Source organism: Vibrio sp. RE88 (assembly GCF_013113835.1).
Classification (GTDB): Bacteria; Pseudomonadota; Gammaproteobacteria; order Enterobacterales; family Vibrionaceae; genus Vibrio.
Genome location: NZ_VTYQ01000003.1, coordinates 88,669 through 105,323, shown reverse-complemented (window position 1 = coordinate 105,323; position 16,655 = coordinate 88,669). Strand labels below are relative to the sequence as shown.

16 protein-coding genes are annotated in these 16,655 nt (G+C 46.5%); 3 read left to right on the top strand and 13 right to left on the bottom strand.

What is annotated here, in order from left to right; all coding sequences use genetic code 11:
* Positions 1-41: 41 nt before the first annotated feature.
* From F0265_RS06380 to hutC, 6 genes are all read right to left on the bottom strand, one after another.
* Complete coding sequence (locus F0265_RS06380; protein WP_006962014.1) at positions 42-767, bottom strand: DUF3581 domain-containing protein; 726 nt, start codon at positions 765-767, stop codon at positions 42-44.
* Between the two features lie 137 nt (positions 768-904).
* Entirely contained in the window at positions 905-2,437 is a 1,533-nt protein-coding gene (gene hutH / locus F0265_RS06375; protein WP_171748259.1) for a histidine ammonia-lyase, read from the bottom strand.
* Positions 2,438-2,464: 27 nt separating this feature from the next.
* Entirely contained in the window at positions 2,465-4,162 is a 1,698-nt protein-coding gene (gene hutU, locus F0265_RS06370) for a urocanate hydratase (RefSeq protein WP_171748258.1), read from the bottom strand.
* A 95-nt stretch (positions 4,163-4,257) separates the two neighbouring features.
* The gene (hutG, locus tag F0265_RS06365) at positions 4,258-5,256 is read right to left on the bottom strand and encodes a formimidoylglutamase (RefSeq protein ID WP_038158682.1); all 999 of its coding nucleotides are present in this window, start codon (positions 5,254-5,256) and stop codon (positions 4,258-4,260) included.
* Positions 5,249-6,487, bottom strand: a complete 1,239-nt coding sequence (hutI, locus tag F0265_RS06360; protein ID WP_171748257.1) for an imidazolonepropionase — start codon at positions 6,485-6,487, stop codon at positions 5,249-5,251. The genes hutG and hutI overlap by 8 nt, the downstream gene beginning before the upstream one ends.
* 107 nt (positions 6,488-6,594) lie before the next feature.
* Entirely contained in the window at positions 6,595-7,308 is a 714-nt protein-coding gene (hutC, locus tag F0265_RS06355) for a histidine utilization repressor (RefSeq protein WP_171748256.1), read from the bottom strand.
* Between the two features lie 186 nt (positions 7,309-7,494).
* Here hutC and F0265_RS06350 point away from each other — a divergent pair, with 186 nt between their 5' ends.
* The gene (locus F0265_RS06350) at positions 7,495-8,238 is read left to right on the top strand and encodes a sporulation protein (protein ID WP_065740236.1); all 744 of its coding nucleotides are present in this window, start codon (positions 7,495-7,497) and stop codon (positions 8,236-8,238) included.
* On the opposite strand, the gene F0265_RS06345 is transcribed toward F0265_RS06350, so the two are convergent.
* The 3 genes from F0265_RS06345 to F0265_RS06335 form a co-directional block, all read right to left on the bottom strand.
* Positions 8,235-9,218, bottom strand: a complete 984-nt coding sequence (locus F0265_RS06345) for a DUF3187 family protein (RefSeq protein ID WP_171748255.1) — start codon at positions 9,216-9,218, stop codon at positions 8,235-8,237. The genes F0265_RS06350 and F0265_RS06345 overlap by 4 nt on opposite strands.
* A 127-nt stretch (positions 9,219-9,345) precedes the next feature.
* The gene (locus F0265_RS06340; RefSeq protein ID WP_171748744.1) at positions 9,346-9,813 is read right to left on the bottom strand and encodes an ASCH domain-containing protein; all 468 of its coding nucleotides are present in this window, start codon (positions 9,811-9,813) and stop codon (positions 9,346-9,348) included.
* A 60-nt stretch (positions 9,814-9,873) separates the two neighbouring features.
* Complete coding sequence (locus tag F0265_RS06335; RefSeq protein ID WP_171748254.1) at positions 9,874-10,647, bottom strand: phosphoribosylglycinamide formyltransferase; 774 nt, start codon at positions 10,645-10,647, stop codon at positions 9,874-9,876.
* Between the two features lie 316 nt (positions 10,648-10,963).
* Here F0265_RS06335 and F0265_RS06330 point away from each other — a divergent pair, with 316 nt between their 5' ends.
* Positions 10,964-11,611, top strand: a complete 648-nt coding sequence (locus F0265_RS06330) for a thiopurine S-methyltransferase (protein WP_095663941.1) — start codon at positions 10,964-10,966, stop codon at positions 11,609-11,611.
* A gap of 37 nt (positions 11,612-11,648) precedes the next feature.
* On the opposite strand, the gene purT is transcribed toward F0265_RS06330, so the two are convergent.
* Positions 11,649-12,824, bottom strand: coding sequence for a formate-dependent phosphoribosylglycinamide formyltransferase (purT, locus tag F0265_RS06325; protein ID WP_171748253.1), 1,176 nt, complete (start codon positions 12,822-12,824; stop codon positions 11,649-11,651).
* Between the two features lie 339 nt (positions 12,825-13,163).
* On the opposite strand from purT, the gene F0265_RS06320 reads away from it, so the two are divergent.
* Positions 13,164-14,366 carry an HD-GYP domain-containing protein gene (locus tag F0265_RS06320; RefSeq protein WP_171748252.1) on the top strand — a complete coding sequence of 401 codons (1,203 nt, stop codon included), beginning with the start codon at positions 13,164-13,166 and terminating at the stop codon, positions 14,364-14,366.
* A gap of 53 nt (positions 14,367-14,419) precedes the next feature.
* Here the strand turns inward: F0265_RS06320 and cdd are convergent, their stop codons facing one another.
* The 3 genes from cdd to F0265_RS06305 form a co-directional block, all read right to left on the bottom strand.
* Positions 14,420-15,307 carry a cytidine deaminase gene (cdd, locus tag F0265_RS06315; protein ID WP_171748251.1) on the bottom strand — a complete coding sequence of 296 codons (888 nt, stop codon included), beginning with the start codon at positions 15,305-15,307 and terminating at the stop codon, positions 14,420-14,422.
* Between the two features lie 253 nt (positions 15,308-15,560).
* On the bottom strand, positions 15,561-16,238 hold the full coding sequence (locus F0265_RS06310; RefSeq protein ID WP_171748250.1) for a CidB/LrgB family autolysis modulator: 678 nt from the start codon (positions 16,236-16,238) through the stop codon (positions 15,561-15,563).
* Positions 16,238-16,603, bottom strand: a complete 366-nt coding sequence (locus F0265_RS06305) for a CidA/LrgA family protein (protein ID WP_171748249.1) — start codon at positions 16,601-16,603, stop codon at positions 16,238-16,240. Before F0265_RS06305 ends, F0265_RS06310 begins: the two co-directional genes overlap by 1 nt.
* Between the last annotated feature and the right edge of the window lie 52 nt (positions 16,604-16,655).

The window sequence follows — 16,655 nt, the reverse complement described above, 5'->3', positions numbered from 1 at the left end:
CCGCTCATTTGAGCGGGGTTCTTTTTAGAAATCTGGGTAGGCTATGCCGCTTTGTTGAACTGCGCTAAGAATTCCTCTTTGCGCTCGTTAAAGCGAGTCACTAAGCCGTCAATGTCTTCTTGGTTGTATGGCTTCAAACCACTCGCAACCATACGCTTAACGCCTTTACCGACAACCTCGTCACCTTCTTTAAAGTCGAAATTCAATGTGACAACACCACGTTTGCCTTCAACATCAAACGTTGCACCTGCAAACTCGACTTCTGGGTGGGATAGGTTTAAGCGAGTGAATTCCACTTCCATGCTCTCGTAAATCACTAACGGGCGCTGGCAGTTGATCATCATCTGCTGTTCTTCCATTAGTGGAACCATGATGTGTGGAAAGTTCATGCCTGAGAACTGAACGTAATTTGTTACGACATGCTCGATGAATGCGGCATCACGATTTACTTCGCCTTCGCGATTCATGTGTAGGTATTCTTTACCGCTTTCGTCAACAACAGCGGCTTCTTTGTCACACTTGTTTTCAATGTGCAGAGCAACACCGTCACTGACCATACCTGAGAAATCAAAACGCATCTTCTGGCTGACGCCTTCTTTCTGTAGTAAGACAGCGAAAAGCAGGTCGCCCGGAACGCAGAAGCGCTTGTTGTCTTCATCGTGAATTGGGTTGAAGTCGCCTGCAACCATCTTAGCAAAATGGCTTGCTTGCTGACGAGTGAACTGGAACTGCTTGTCGTTGTTAGAAAAATATGGTTTTAAAAACATAATTTACGGTAAATAGCCAAAACTGAGATGGATTATATATGACGATTCTTTTTGAATGGTCCATCCAGTGGAGTTATTACTGAATTATGACATTGAGAAGAAGAAAGGGCTCCGAATCGGAGCCCTCATATTGGTGTTTAGATACTAGGTAGAATCGAGTCTGGCATCAGATGATTGTGCACTGCAAGCTTGAGTAAACTGTTTGCTTGCTCGATGTCTGGTGCAAAGTAGCGGTCTTTATCGTAGAAAGACACTTTCTCACGCAAGATCTGTTTCGCCTCTTCGACTTTCGTAGACGACTTGTTTGGAGCACGGAAGTCTATCCCCTGAGCGGCCGCAAGATACTCAACTGCCAAAATGCCGCGAGTATTTTCCGCCATGTCACGTAGACGGCGCCCTGCAAACGTTGCCATAGAGACATGATCTTCTTGGTTTGCCGATGTTGGCAAGCTATCAACAGACGCAGGATGAGCCAGCGTTTTGTTTTCACTTGCTAATGCAGCGGAGGTGACCTGAGCAATCATAAAGCCTGAGTTAACACCGCCGTTGTCGACAAGGAAAGGCGGTAGCTTACTCAGTGCGCTGTCGATCAACAGTGCCATACGACGCTCAGAGAGGCTGCCAATCTCAGCAATGGCTAAAGCTAGGTTATCCGCTGCCATGGCGACAGGCTCAGCATGGAAGTTACCACCAGAGATGATGTCACCGTCTTCGGCAAAAACCAGTGGGTTGTCAGAGACAGAGTTAGCTTCCACTTCCAGAATGTCAGCGGCGTTACGGATTTGTTGTAAACACGCGCCCATAACTTGAGGCTGACAGCGCAGAGAGTATGGATCCTGAACTTTCTCACAACCTGTGTGTGAGTCGCCGATTTCACTATTGGCATCCAATACGTGGCGATAAGCCAGTGCGGCGTCCATTTGGCCTCGATGGCCACGCACGCGGTGAATACGAGGGTCGAATGGACGACGGCTTCCCAGTGCCGCTTCTACAGACATTGCGCCACAGGTTGTTGCTGAAGCAAACAGATCTTCAGCAGCAAACAGGCCCTCAAGCGCAAAGGCAGTCGATGCTTGAGTGCCGTTAAGCAGCGCAAGGCCTTCTTTAGGCGCAAGTGTGATTGGTTCAAGGCCAGCGATTTTCATCGCTTCCAGACCTGAGATGATCTTACCGTTGTGGCGTGCCTGACCTTCACCGAGTAATACGGTACTCATGTGCGCCAGTGGCGCAAGGTCGCCAGAAGCACCCACAGAGCCTTTTTGTGGCACACATGGATAGACCTGAGAGTTGACTAGGTCGATCAGCGCTTGAATGACTTTAAGGCGAATACCGGAAAAACCGCGAGCAAGGCTGTTGATCTTGAGTACCATCATCAGGCGAACTGTTTCATCTGACATGAACTCGCCGATACCTGCCGCATGTGACAACACGATACTTTTTTGCAGCGTCTCGAGATCTTCTGGTGCAATGCGAGTGTTAGCAAGCAGACCAAAGCCTGTGTTGATGCCGTAGACAGTGCGGTCTTCGGCAATCACTTGTTCAACCACTTTAGTGCTTTCATCGATAGCAGGAATGGCTTCCGGATCCAGAGTCAATCTTGCAGGAGAACGGCTCACCTGGCGGAGTTCTTTTAAGCTAATATTTCCCGGCTTTAGCGTTAAATTTAACATCTTTGTCTTTCCTTTCTTCAGGTGTGCTTACTTAAGCTTCTTCAGCTCTTCGTTGAGCATAGGTAGGTCGAGCCCTTGCTCTGCTGCGCACTGCTTGGCAATGTCATAGCCAGCGTCTGCGTGACGCATCACGCCTGTGCCTGGGTCATTGTGAAGAACGCGAGCAATTCGCTCAGACGCATCATCACTGCCATCACAACAAATAACCATACCAGAGTGCTGAGAGAAGCCCATTCCTACACCGCCACCGTGGTGGAGTGAAACCCAAGTAGCACCGCCTGCTGTATTTAGCAGAGCGTTCAGCAGAGGCCAATCCGATACTGCATCAGAACCATCCATCATGCCCTCGGTTTCACGGTTAGGGCTGGCGACTGAACCAGAATCTAGGTGGTCACGGCCAATAACAACGGGCGCCTTAAGCTCGCCATTTTTGACCATTTCATTGAATGCTTGGCCTAGGCGTTCACGATCTTTCAATCCAACCCAACAAATACGAGCAGGTAGGCCTTGGAACTGAATACGATCGCGGGCCATGTCTAGCCAATTGTGCAAGTGTGGGTTATCTGGGATTAACTCTTTGACTTTCTGATCGGTTTTGTAGATATCTTCTGGGTCACCGGATAGTGCTGCCCAGCGGAATGGACCAATACCTTCACAGAAGAGTGGACGAATATAAGCTGGAACGAAACCCGGGAAGTCAAACGCGTTATCTACGCCTTCTTCTAGGGCCATTTGACGGATGTTATTACCGTAATCCAGAGTCGCTGCACCGCGTTCTTGAAGCTCAAGCATCGCTTTAACTTGAATCGCCATCGATTCTTTGGCTGCTTTGACAACAGCTGCTTCATCTTGCTTACGCATATCGGCCGCGTGTTCCATCGACCAACCAATTGGAAGGTAACCGTTGAGTGGGTCGTGCGCTGAAGTTTGGTCTGTCACTACATCTGGAGTGATGTTGCGCTCAACCAGCTCAGGGAATACATCTGCGGCGTTTGCTAGTAGGCCGACAGAAACAGGCTCTTCAGATTCATAAATGATTGCCAGTGCTTCATCTAAGCTGGTGGCCTTCTTGTCAACGTAGCCTGTACGTAGACGGTAATCGATACGAGACTCGTCACACTCAACCGCGATCATAGAGAAGCCCGCCATGGTGCCAGCCAGAGGCTGAGCGCCGCCCATGCCGCCAAGGCCACCGGTCAAAATCCAACGTCCGTTTGCTTTGCCATCAAAGTGCTTCTTCGCAACAGAAACAAACGTTTCATAAGTGCCTTGAACAATGCCCTGTGAACCGATGTAGATCCAGCTGCCGGCGGTCATCTGGCCGTACATCATCAAGCCTTCTTTATCCAACTCATTAAAGTGCTCCCAGTTCGCCCAATGGGGTACTAGGTTTGAGTTTGCGATAAGAACACGTGGCGCATTTTTGTGTGTTGGGAATACACCAACAGGTTTACCAGACTGAACCAGTAAGGTTTGGTCGTCTTCAAGACGCTCCAAAACTTCAACAATCTTGTCAAAACACTCCCAGTTTCGTGCTGCACGGCCAATACCGCCGTACACAACCAACGAATGAGGATGCTCTGCAACGTCAGGATCCAAATTGTTCATCAACATGCGAAGCGGGGCTTCAGTCAGCCAAGATTTTGCTCTCAGATCCGTGCCATGTGGGGCACGAATAGTGCGGGTTGTATCGAGACGCATATCTTCTACTTGGCGTTCCGTCATGGTAAGACTCCTTGTATTTCACGTTTTCAGGTTGAAAGCGAGTGGCGCAAGAGCAAAGCTCTCACGCAATTTAGTTGCTTTCCTTTCTGGTTTTTCTATTTTTCGGAAAAGGCGTTAGCAATATCCCAACAAAGCCTTGCAGCTAACCGCGCCGTCTGACTGTCAACGTCATAGGTAGGGTTGTACTCAGCGATGTCGGCAATAACCAACTTCTGTTTGTAGTGTAAAATTCGGTCTAAAAAGAGTGCCAGTGTATCCATACTGACACCTCTGGCAGCAGGGGCGCTGACGCCCGGAGCCGTCGCAGCTGGGAAAACATCAAGATCGATGGTGAGATAGATGTAATCGCAATTATCGATGAAATGCTGCAACTGGGTCAGGTGATAGATGTGGTTTAGATGTGCGAGATCTTTGTCCTCGACGAACCACACGTTGAGCTCTTTGGCTCGCTCAAACAAGGCCTGTGTATTACTGGCTCTACTCACACCTAAACAGGCGTAATGGAATGGCCAGTCGTGCTTTTGGCAGTAATCATAAATTTGGTTGAATGGTGTACCAGAGCTGGGTTTTACATCGGCGTTACTGCTTTCAAACGCACGTAAATCAAAGTGAGCATCAAAATTGATGATACCAATCTTAGGAGGCGTTACTGGGTTTAAGTACTCGAAGTAGCGCGCAAGTCCTTGAAAGGAAGCCCACGCCACTTCATGACCGCCGCCGAGTGTGATAACCGGAGTAGAACGAAGCGCTGCAGCGATGACATCAGCACATTCTGATTGGTACTGTTCCAGCAAGTCATCTTCACAGACGACATTACCCAAATCGATAAGCGCACTTTCTTTGTGCCAAGCCATATTGGCAAGTGCGCGTCTAATCAAATCAGGCGCTTTTTTGGCGCCAACGCGACCTTTGTTTCGCGCAACACCAGCATCGCACGCAAAACCCAAGATGCTCACGGCATTTCGATAAGGTTCAAGGCCCTGCACTTGCAACTGTTTGATAACGTGATGGACGCGTTTGCCCATCGCACCATCTTCAGCGTCATGGCGTCCTTGCCAGTGAAAATCCTGGTTAGTCGTTGGTAGGTTAGACATATTCCAGTTCTCCGTTTACCACGCGAGCAGATAAGCGTGACAAACCCTGCTGATAACTGAAATCGGCAGGGTGGCTCACGTCCCAAATAGCAAGATCAGCATCATAGCCCGGCTGAATTTGCCCTCGGCTGTCACCGAAGCCTAGCGCGTGAGCAGCATTGTAAGTCACGCCACGCAATGTTTCCTCAGGTGTTAGACCAAAAAGTGTACAGCCCATATTCATCATCATAGTCAAATCTGAGAAAGGCGAGGTGCCTGGGTTCATATCCGTTGCAATTGCCATAGGAACATTATGTTGACGAAGTAGCTCAATAGGCGGTAATTGGGTTTCTCGTAAGAAGTAAAACGCCCCAGGTAGCAGTGTGGCAACCGTTCCAGATTGGGCGAGTGCTTTTACGCCATCTTCATCGAGATATTCGATATGATCGGCGGACAGCCCTTGGTAGCGAGCAGTTAGGGCTGTGCCACCTAAGTTAGAAAGCTGCTCAGTGTGACCTTTTACATGCAGACCGTATTGCTTGGCTGCGGCGAAGACTTTTTCGGTTTGTTCCAAGTTGAAGCCAATCGATTCGCAGAACACATCGACGCTAGTTGCTAACTTCTCCTCAGCGACAAGAGGAATAATCTCTTCGCATACCAGTTTAATGTAGTCATCCGCTTTACCCGCATACTCTGGAGGAAGGGCATGTGCGGCGAGTAACGTTGTGGTGATTCGAATCTTACGGTGATCTTCTAGTGCTTTTGCTGCACGTAGCATTTTGATCTCGTCTTTTACAGTCAGACCGTAACCCGACTTGACTTCTACTGATGTGACACCAGTTCGAATCAAACCGTCCAATCGTGGCAGGGCGAGGTTAATTAAAGCTTCTTCACTTGCTTCTCGCGTTGCACGAACGGTTGATAGAATTCCGCCACCTTGCTTGGCAATCTCTGGGTATGGGACACCATTAAGACGCATTTCAAACTCATTGGCGCGATTACCTGCGTAGACTAGGTGAGTGTGGCAATCAACAAATCCAGGTGTGACCAACTGGTTTTTACAATCATAAGAGTTTGTGCAAGAAAGCACGGAGCCACCGATTTGTGCAATCTTTCCACCCTGAATCAGAAGGCTACTCGGCTCAGAAACGGAATACCCTTGCGATCCAGCGACCATAGAGACCAGTCGTGCATTGGTTAGCAGCAATTCTTGGCTGTCGGTGTTTAAGGATGAAGAAGCGCTTCCAAGCATGTAATTGAGTCCATAAGTTTAAATGTATATACAAATAATTGTTCAGGTATAACAATTGATCAAGTGGCTTGTTGCAAAAATGTGATCAGTAAAAAGTATGAAATGCTTTAACCGAGTAATATTTTGGAGCTTAATTTGTAGCGAGTACCCGGGTGGTAAAGCAATGCAGAACTCACGAGCTTATCTTGGCTCCATGTCCTTCTGTTCAGTAGCAGGCAAGGTTCGTTAGCACCGAGTCTCAAGGCGGTACGCACCTCATCATCTGCAACGATGGCTTCAACGGTATGTTCGATAGCACTCAGTGGGCAGTTCTCAGACAGATATTGATTTGGGGTGATTTGGGTAAAGTCTTGTTCAAGATAGTCAGGCGCGTAGGCACTGTTGACCCAGCGAAGTTCATATTGAATAGGAGAATTATCTTCAAAGTGAATGATTTCACTATAGAAAATCGGGCTGTTCAACATCACTCCTAACTTTATCGCAACTGTTTCATCAGCGAGCATTGAGGCTTGTTTGATTACCTTACTAGAGTATTTTTTACCTCGTAATTTCACTTCTTCAGCAATGTTTTGGATATCCAGTAATGGAGATTCCGCCTTATCATCAGGAGCGCAAACAAAGGTGCCTACTCTAGGCCGCCTCTGAAGCTTGCCTTCGGCGACCAAATCGCGAATCGCCTTATTGACCGTCATTCGGCTAACCTTGAATTGTTCTGTTAGCTCAAGTTCAGTCGATATACGATGACCCACAGGCCAATGTCCGGAATCAATTTTGTCAGTAATATATTGTTTTATTTGAAGATATAATGGCGATTGGCTCATGATGATTTAATAATTATGCATTTGACTATACAAATGGTGGTTCATTTGTCATGAAATTGCAACTCTGGTTGCGGATTAAGCAGTCTAACCGATGGTTTACACATTATTCAGATAAATGTCTTGCGACTCGATAACCGCGCATGTTAATCAGAAACAATAACGACATAGAAAGTAAAAGGAAACCTTATGTTTGGTAAGTTAAAGGCGTCACTGGGAATTGGAGCTGCAAAAGTGGATACGGTTCTTGAGAGTATGTCTGTGTTTCAGGGAGAAACTCTGAAGGGCGTGGTTCATATTCAGGGTGGCGATGTTGAGCAGCAAATTGATGCCATTAATCTCAAGCTTTGCACTGAAGTTAAAGTGGAGAGTGATAACGGTGCCAGCTATCAGAATTTCACCATTGGTAGCCTTCAAGCGGTTCAGCCTTTCACCATTCAGCCTCAGGAACATAAACAGGTTCCGTTTGAATTAAAGTTAGATGATGAGACCCCAATTACGGCGCTGAATGCAATGAAGAATCAGTGCCACGTATGGGTAGAAACAACGCTAGACATCGATTTCGCGATTGACCCTAAAGATCGTGACTTCGTTGAAGTGAAAGCATTGCCTGTCGCTTCCAAAGTGATTTCAGCTATAGAGCAGGCGGGCTTTGGAATGGTCAAAGCAGATGTGGAAAAAGGGCATTTGCGAGGCAGTAACTTCTCATCTAAATCTGGTTGCTATCAGGAGATAGAATTCCGCAACAATGGTTTCATTAACAAGAAAGAAATAGAGCTGTCTTTCATACTGGATGGCAGTGTTATGCATTGTTTAGCGGAAGTTGATCGTTCGCTTAGCATGCGTGGTGACCAGTACGTTTCTTTCTCTTTGAGCCTTAACGCCAGCGATGCTGAAATCAGCTCTGCGGTTAGCCGAGTGCTTTCAGTTTAAGCTTGGTTATCTGAACCTCCAAAGCGGTACCGATATCCTATTCCAAAGGCGATATCGGTGCTGTTGTCTGCGTTAAACATGTTTTCCACTGCGGTCAATTCAATGGCTGAATTCTCCATCTGATAGCGATAGCCAAAGGTGAATTCGGTCGACGGCTTGGAAAATTCATCCTCCCCATCGGATACACCCTCATGAAAAGCGATTTGCCCAATAAGATGATGTCTTTCCAATAGCTGGTAGCGATAGCTAGCTCCAACCGTCCAGGTGCTAGAGCGATAAGGCATCTCTTTGAAGACTGTTGGCGTATTGCGAAAAGTGATCGCAAGTAGGGTGTCTAGGGAGTGTTTATCGCGGCGATAGCCGTAGTTGAGCTGAATACCTTGCTCGAACTCTGAAGAACTGAAAATTCCATGTTTGGTGTCGTTGTAGTAAAGAGAGGCCCCGACTGAAAGCCCGTGATGTTCTTTATTGATAAACTGGTATTGCATGTAACTGGTTATCGCGTGGCTTAGGCTTTCTCCGCGGAAGTCTTCCAACTCTATGCCATAGTCAGGCATATTGATCACAAAGCGATCATTATCCACATCTTCTCGGCCATTTTGGTCAATGCCAACCCAATCGTGAAACGCAATGGTTAATCGATCGAGGTGGTTATTACCAGCGTAGTTCCAGCGATAGCTTAGCTCTAATTGCCATTCTGAAGAGAACTGCCATTTCCCACCAACGGCAATCTGATTTTGGTAGTAGTCTAACTCGTAGTCTGGAGTGACTGCCCAAATACTTGAAATGGTGCCTGTCCCATAGACTTCCACCTCGTCTTCATCCATTGAAAATCCAGAGCGGAGCTGAGGGGACAAACTGTTGGTATGGAAAGGCGACTGTGTATAGCTTTGCACTGGTCCGTAGTCGATTTGTGCCCACGCAACGTTAACGATTACCAGAGGAATGAGAGAGAGGAAAAACTGCCTGCAAAGGATCATAGATTCGTTTCTTATTCTTATGTCACTGATAAAAGGATAGTTTATGATTTTATCGCGTGCAGAATTTATGATCGGATATGTGCTGAGGGGCGTCAGGCTAGCCCTCAGCAGTCGAGCAGAGTAAGGCTTACAGCGGGTACACTTTTTCGAATCGTTCTAGTACCAGCTCTGACTGAAAATTGAATTCGGCGCCGATCTCCCCAGCGTACTGAGTAAAGAATTTAATGTGTGCATCACACCACCATTCATAGCTCAGGTCACCTTCTCCTTCTGAGTGGGCAAACTCTTCAGTAACTTGATCGAAAGGGCAGATAGAAACCTCTGTGAGGCGAATGATGCAAACCGGCTCTTGCTGCCAGTTAAGCACTACTGTAATGCGGCCCACCTGAGGAAGAGGCTCTTGCTCAATGTCGTAGCCTTGTTTCAGGCTGCAGGAAGCTCGCTTTGTACCTTCATTAATCAACCTTGCACATTCGTTGGCATTAAACTCGTCAGCGCAAAAATATTCAGCGATGGTGTCTGGTATTAATTCTCGCTGTTGAGGTGTGAGTGTGGTGAGGTATTGGTTCAGAAACGCTTGCTGTTGTGGGGTCATCATCTTCCTTGAAAAAAACAACCCCTTCAATGAGAAGGGGTTGATAGCATTTAGTTAGGCCTAGGCGGCACTTAGATGGGTAGTAATATAAGGCTGCCATGCTTCTTGGTAAAGCGCTTTCGACTGAGCGCGCATTGACTTAATCTGGGCGAATTCAAACTCGCTGATGTCTCGGCTTTCTGAAGCTGCTTGACGTTCAATTTTCTGAATACGCTCGTACAGGTCATGTTCTGGACCACTTTTTACGTCAGCAATGGCTTTAAGGTGTAGCTGAACTTCAGCAACCAAGTTGGTCTTTGGAAGCTGGACCAGTAGATTTAGGTCACGATAGCCCGAAGCCCCAGGTTTCTTAAAGCGGTTTTTTACTTTCACCACCGTTGTTTCACGGTTTAACACTTCATAAGCCGACATCAAGCCTTCGATGTCATCGGCAACAATCGTCGCACGGGCAAGGTCAGTAATACGCTCAGCATCACCATCAAGTTCATAGGCGATTTTTTGCTTTGCTCGTTCTGCAGATTTCACACCAGCAAAGTGCGCATCTGTTGAGGTCAGCATTGCAGTGCTCTTACAGAGCATTTCTAGTTCAGCCTGAGCTTGGTGCGCTTTGCTGTATAGAATGTCGAAGTCAGAGTAGGGTTGAAGTGGAGTTGTTGGTGTGGATTGGATGCCGTACAGGCCACTCAGGTTGTGTTTGAATGCTTTGGAACAGACTTCGTTCTGGTTAGTCGAACGATTTTCCTCACTACCGGGTGCTGTTGGAATAGCGGCGAAAGCTGGCGCGCGGCTGAGCATTAAAAGCATCAGGGCCGTAGTTCGCAAAAATAGGCTCATTCACTCTCCTTAGATTCGTAGCGTCTTGGGTAAACGGTGTAAGAAAAGGCTCAACAGCCAAAACGTACCAATCTCTAAAGTTTATATGGGGGCTAGCTGGCGAATTACAATGTAGGAGTTATCCTATGGTGTAATTGTTTGAACTAACTCTCAATTTATTTGAGTGCCCGATTTCCTTATGGTTCATTCTCAAGTTGTAAATAAGTATAAACACCTTACCTGAACCTAATCTGAACGGTTTATACAGTTTGAGGGATACCACTAAGAAACGCTTTCGTATAGGCTATGAGGCAGTCACGTCAGGTAGGGAATAGAAATGAAAGATCCAGAATTTTGGCACAGTAAATGGGCATCAAACCAAATTGGTTTTCACCTAGAAGATGTAAACCCGCTGCTGGTTGAGTATTGGTCCGAAACCAAGCCAAGCAGAGAAGATAAAGTGTTTGTCCCACTATGTGGCAAAACAGAAGATCTTGTTTGGTTAGCGACCAAGCATGAAGACGTTCAGGGTGTCGAACTAAGTAAAATCGCGGTCCGCTCATTTTTTTCCGAGCATTTTTATACACCTACGGTGATCCCTGTAAACGGTCAGCATGAACTGTATCAGTTTGATGAACTGTCTATTTACACTGGAGACATCTTTACGGCACCCGTTCAACCAGTAGAGATTGTGTATGATCGTGCCGCTCTGGTCGCTTTACCGGAAGAAATGCGCGCAGATTACGTCCAACGCGTTAAATCGCTGCTGAAACCGGGCGGAAGAATTCTGTTAGTTACCTTAGATTACCCGCAAGCGGAAATGGCTGGTCCTCCGTTTTCAGTAACCGAAAACGAAGTTCGCACTTTATTCTCAGAATACCGCATCACTAAACTGTATCGTGATAACGCAGATGAAAACCATCCTAAGATAGCGAAGAAAGGGTTATCCAGCTTCGCCGAAGAAGTGTATTTGATTGAAAGTTAATGATGAAAGCCCCTGAATAAGCTCAGGGGCTTTTATTTTAATAAACGATTTTTATCTTTTCTGCGCTGGCAACGGCGCTTTCAATCGCTTGCTCAATGGTCTCTCTACGAGCAATACTCACTCCTAGGCGTCTGCGTCCATTAATATCAGGTTTTCCAAACAATCGGAGTTGAGTTTGTGGTGCTGCTAGAGCGTCTGCCATTCCTTCAAACTTAAGGTTATCGGATTGGCCTTGCCCCAAAATGACGGCTGAAGCGGTAGGTCCGTATTGGGTGATACCTGAAATAGGGAGGCCAGTGAAAGCGCGTACATGAAGTGCGAATTCAGAACTGTCTTGAGACATGAGAGTGACCAGTCCGGTGTCATGCGGGCGAGGGGAGACTTCGTTGAAAATGACGGTGTCGCCTTTAACGAACAGCTCTACACCAAAGATGCCATAACCTCCTAGCGCATTGACAACCTTGCCGGCGGCGTCTTGGGCGGCAGATAGCGCCTCATCGGACATCGCTTGAGGTTGCCATGACTCGCGATAATCACCTTCTTCTTGGCGATGTCCAATCGGATCGCAGAAGTGGAAACCGTCCACAGCTTTGACTGTGAGTAAGGTGATTTCGTAATCAAAATCGATAAAACCTTCAACAATGACGCGTCCGGCACCTGTGCGGCCACCTTCTTGCGCATACTGCCATGCTGTCTCTACATCCTCTGCCGATTTGATAACACTTTGACCTTTGCCGGAAGAGCTCATAATTGGTTTACATACGCACGGGATGCCAACGGACTCAATGGCTTGGGTGAACTCTTCATAGGTGCTTGCAAAATGGTAGGGCGAAGTGGTGAGGCCAAGCTCTTCAGCCGCCAACCGGCGAATGCCTTCGCGATTCATTGTTAGGCGAGTTGCGTTCGCTGTTGGCACTACATTAAGCCCATTTGCTTCGAGCTCAACAAGCTTGTCTGTGGCAATAGCTTCGATTTCAGGTACTACGTAATCAGGTTGTTCTTTGGCGATGATCTGCTCTAATGCATCACCATCAAGCATCTCCAGTGTGTAGCTTCGGTGTGCTACTTGCATGGCTGGCGCGTTTTCATATCGGTCACAAGCGATGACTTCTAAACCCAAGCGTTGACATTCTATCGCGACTTCTTTCCCTAGCTCTCCTGAGCCAAGGAGTAAAACGCGTGTCGCGTTCTTACGAGTTGCAGTACCAAACATAGATAACCTTTTTAAATAAGTGGATATGAAATTGACACGAATCATACGGATATAAACACAAAAAGCAAACGTTTGCGTGAGGTGGGTGTTTTTAGTCCAGCAACTCAAAATCTGGCCTAGTACACAATCTGGACAATTAATTTTGGGTGCGATGATTTCTTCGTTATTACTGCTTGTGCTGAGAGAGTTAAGGCGATCTAAGACAATGGACTCGTCTAGTATCAGAAAAATTCTTAAATATGTGACGTATCAATAGAGCAAATGCTTAAGTAAAGTGATGAGTTTGAGCTTATAATTCATTAAAACTATAGAAATAACAATAGCAGCCATAGTCAATAGATGAAGTACGATCCAAGCAACTCAATAAAAGTTCCGATTGATACGTTAATGGTTGGGATGTTTGTTACCGCAATCGAAGATAACAAACGCGTCAATTTAGCCAATGCAGGTAGGGTTTCCTCCCAGCAGGCTATCCAGCAACTTGTGAAAAATGGGATTAAATTTGCGTGGGTGGACCAAAGTCTCTCCGCGAAAGGGAGTGTCTTCAAACCTGTCGTTGAAGAGGAGCCACCTGAAGAAGACGTGTCTGTCACTCCAGTAAAACGCAAATCTATGAGCCGCTTTTCCAAGCAGAAGAAAGCGTCGAAGATTATTCGTGAAGCTAAGGGGCTCGCTCAAAAGATTCTTAACCAAACATTTGATGACAAGTCGATTCATGTCGATGACTTAGAAGGTTGGGCCGATGATCTTATTGAAGCAGTATTGATTGACTCGGATGCGTTACATTGTGTATCTGCACTTCGCAGTAAAGACGAATATCTGCTTGAGCACTCAGTCAATGTTGCCACCTTACTGGTTACGTTTGGTAAACATCTTGAGTTACCAAAAGACACGCTTAAGCAGCTAGCGATTGGTGGCATCATTCATGACGTCGGCAAAATCAAAGTCGATGATAAGGTTCTGCATAAGCCAGGTAAGCTTACTCCGGAAGAATTTGATCATATGAAGCTGCATCAGGTGTTTGCAGAAGAGATCATTATTACTGTTGACGGATTGGGCGACATTAGCCGAGATGTTTGCCTGATGCACCATGAAAAGTTGGATGGGAATGGCTATCCGAAAGGCTTGAAAGGTGACGAAATTCCACTTCACGGTCGAATGAGTTGTATCGTTGATATTTACGATGCATTGACGGCGGACCGCTGTTATAAAAAAGGCATGAGTTCAGCAGAGGCATTCAAGATAATATTGAGTTTAACGCCGTTCCATCTTGATCGTGACTTGGTTTATAAGTTCATCAACTGTATTGGTGTTTATCCTGTCGGGGCCTTGGTCGAGCTGAGTGATGGAAGAGTAGGTATTGTTTGGACATCGAATGCTGACGAGCCCTTAAAACCTGAAGTGAAGTGTTTTTATTCGCGTAAATATAAGCGCTTTGTTGATGTCAGCTTTGTCGATATCAAAAATAGCCAGTATAAAATCGAAAAAGCCATTGCGCCGAGTAACCTTGAAGTCGATCCCACCCCTTTCTTTGATGTTTGATTTTTAAATGTACAAGAAAGGCGCCTCATCAGCGCCTTTCTTAATCTATTTGACTAAATAGCCAGATACGCGACAGGAATATCTGGGTTAATTGCTTCCAGAGTTGACTGCGTATCCGCAAGGTGACTAATCGTACCTTCAGACATTTCTACAAGCGCCGTTGTTTCAATATCATCAAATGATTCACCATCAAGCAAGAGCTGGATAAGTGCGACTTGCAGAGGTGGAAGGCTAGGGTTAAATGCGGCGTTTTCAGCATAAGCGCCTTGATATACTTTGCCATTCTTCAGCTTAATGCTTACACCACTCAAGTTGTGAGTATACGGTGCATGGCTCTTATTGAGCGCATTAAGTGCTTTCAACACCATCTCATCGGATTCTTCACACTTTTTGCCGTGATCGATGGTCGCCATCAAGCCGGATTTGATACCAAGGTCTGATGGACCAAAGGATTCAGGTAGGTATTCCTGCAGCGTTTTCTCATCACGTTGAGGTAATTGCACCACTAATTCGTCTGCGGTCGTTAGTTCGTTCATAAACTGGCGGCAGTGGCCACATGGGCTGAAGTTGATTGTGATGTCAGAGATGCCTTGCTCACCTTTCATCCAAGCGTGGCTAATTGCTGATTGTTCTGCATGTACCGTCTGGCCAAGCTGAGCACCTAAGATCTCTACGTTTGCTCCAAAGTAAAGACGCCCGGTGAGTCCTCGAACAATGGCACCCACGTAGAATTTCGAGATAGGAGCATAAGAGTAAGCTGCTGCAAAAGGAAGTAGGGCTACACGTAGCTCATCGTCTTCTAAGCCGGAAATGGTTAATAGCTCTGCAAATTGTTCCGAAGAGAGCGTTGCGTCAAAATCGTCCGCTAACAAAATAGGAGAAAGGAACTCTGCGACTTTAGCTGGCGCTTCAGACAGCGCTTGTTCAATGCGGCTTCTCATATTGAATCCTTGTTTAAGCAATTGTAGATATCTACGGGTCTGCCTGAGTTACCTGTTTAGAGTGGCTTACCCTGATACTGGTATTTCATTTTATGTAACGCAGAGAACTTTACTGAGATGCAAGTCACATAAATTGTTGTAATGAGATTTGTTGTTTCACAATTAGAGTGAGCTCACACATGATAACGATTGCAGCATTCGATAGAGTGATGTACGTCGGAATGCGGGCATACGCAATCCGACGCAAAGGGTGTTATGCGGCAAGCCAGACAGCCAGCGCAAAGAATGAAGGGGCAAGGATTGAGGTAATCACCCCACAGACTACGAGTGCCAAAGAGCTGAAAGCGGCATCTTGAGCGTCTTTTTCTGCACAGGTCGCAGTACCTAGAGCATGGGAAACTGTGCCCATGGTCAGCCCTTTTGCAATGGGATGTGTAATGTTAAGTAAATTGTAAATTGGATAAGCCAAGATCGCGCCAAACAGACCAACCAGCAAAACCAAAATAGCGGCAATGGCTGGCTCACCACCTAGGTGGCTAGACACTTCCATCGCAATGGGAGTTGTGACGGATTTACCCAGTAGGCTAGCGATCAAAGAGAGATCCGTGTGCATGTAAGAGGCGATAACCGTGGCTGTCAGCATCGACATGACACTACCGACACCACACGCCAGCATGATGATTCGCCAGTTAGCTCTTATTTGCGGAAGTTGCTCATACAAAGGGTAAGCGAGTGCAACCACTGCGGGTTGAAGTAGAAAATTAATCCACTCATTGTCATTGTAATAAGTTTCAAATGGCACCTTAAGGTGCGTAAGCAACGGAATCATCACCGCTAAACTGATTAACAGAGGATTCATAAATGGGCTGCTGATCTTCTGACAAAGCCAGCGCGCAGAGAGAAATACGACAATAGTTACCAGTAGCCACATTATTGCTCACCTCGCTTCAACACTCTATCCAACATCAGCCCCAACAAGACTAGTACGATGAACGTGCCACCGACGGCACTGGCGAGAATTGGCAGGGCATTGTTGTATAGCAGATCGAAGTGTTCCATAAGTCCAACGCTGATCGGAACAAAGAGCAGAACCATGTAGCGAATAAACAGTGTGGCACTTGGGCGTACCCATTCAAAAGGTACTAATCCACTCGCTAGCAGGGCAAAAAGGATAAGCATGCCAATAATGCTTCCCGGGATGGAGATATCTAGAAGGTTTTGAATGTTAATGCCTGCCATGAGGCAGAGGAAAATCAGCCCCATAGATACGACGTATTTAAGCAAGGTTTTCGCCATAGGTGGTGTCGTCCAAATTTTTATCAACTTTTGCGTATGTGAAAGCACTGAA

Bases quoted from the DNA above. Each gene is read 5' to 3' on its own strand.
- F0265_RS06345 (WP_171748255.1), bottom strand. From the start codon at position 9,218: ATGATCCTTTGCAGGCAGTTTTTCCTCTCTCTCATTCCTCTGGTAATC.
- F0265_RS06305 (WP_171748249.1), bottom strand. From the start codon at position 16,603: ATGGCGAAAACCTTGCTTAAATACGTCGTATCTATGGGGCTGATTTTC.
- F0265_RS06320 (WP_171748252.1), top strand. From the start codon at position 13,164: ATGAAGTACGATCCAAGCAACTCAATAAAAGTTCCGATTGATACGTTA.
- hutG (WP_038158682.1), bottom strand. From the start codon at position 5,256: ATGTCTAACCTACCAACGACTAACCAGGATTTTCACTGGCAAGGACGC.
- F0265_RS06380 (WP_006962014.1), bottom strand. From the start codon at position 767: ATGTTTTTAAAACCATATTTTTCTAACAACGACAAGCAGTTCCAGTTC.
- hutC (WP_171748256.1), bottom strand. From the start codon at position 7,308: ATGAGCCAATCGCCATTATATCTTCAAATAAAACAATATATTACTGAC.
- F0265_RS06330 (WP_095663941.1), top strand. From the start codon at position 10,964: ATGAAAGATCCAGAATTTTGGCACAGTAAATGGGCATCAAACCAAATT.
- F0265_RS06335 (WP_171748254.1), bottom strand. From the start codon at position 10,647: ATGAGCCTATTTTTGCGAACTACGGCCCTGATGCTTTTAATGCTCAGC.
- hutI (WP_171748257.1), bottom strand. From the start codon at position 6,487: ATGCTTGGAAGCGCTTCTTCATCCTTAAACACCGACAGCCAAGAATTG.
- hutH (WP_171748259.1), bottom strand. From the start codon at position 2,437: ATGTTAAATTTAACGCTAAAGCCGGGAAATATTAGCTTAAAAGAACTC.
- hutU (WP_171748258.1), bottom strand. From the start codon at position 4,162: ATGACGGAACGCCAAGTAGAAGATATGCGTCTCGATACAACCCGCACT.
- cdd (WP_171748251.1), bottom strand. From the start codon at position 15,307: ATGAGAAGCCGCATTGAACAAGCGCTGTCTGAAGCGCCAGCTAAAGTC.
- F0265_RS06310 (WP_171748250.1), bottom strand. From the start codon at position 16,238: ATGTGGCTACTGGTAACTATTGTCGTATTTCTCTCTGCGCGCTGGCTT.
- F0265_RS06340 (WP_171748744.1), bottom strand. From the start codon at position 9,813: ATGACCCCACAACAGCAAGCGTTTCTGAACCAATACCTCACCACACTC.
- purT (WP_171748253.1), bottom strand. From the start codon at position 12,824: ATGTTTGGTACTGCAACTCGTAAGAACGCGACACGCGTTTTACTCCTT.
- F0265_RS06350 (WP_065740236.1), top strand. From the start codon at position 7,495: ATGTTTGGTAAGTTAAAGGCGTCACTGGGAATTGGAGCTGCAAAAGTG.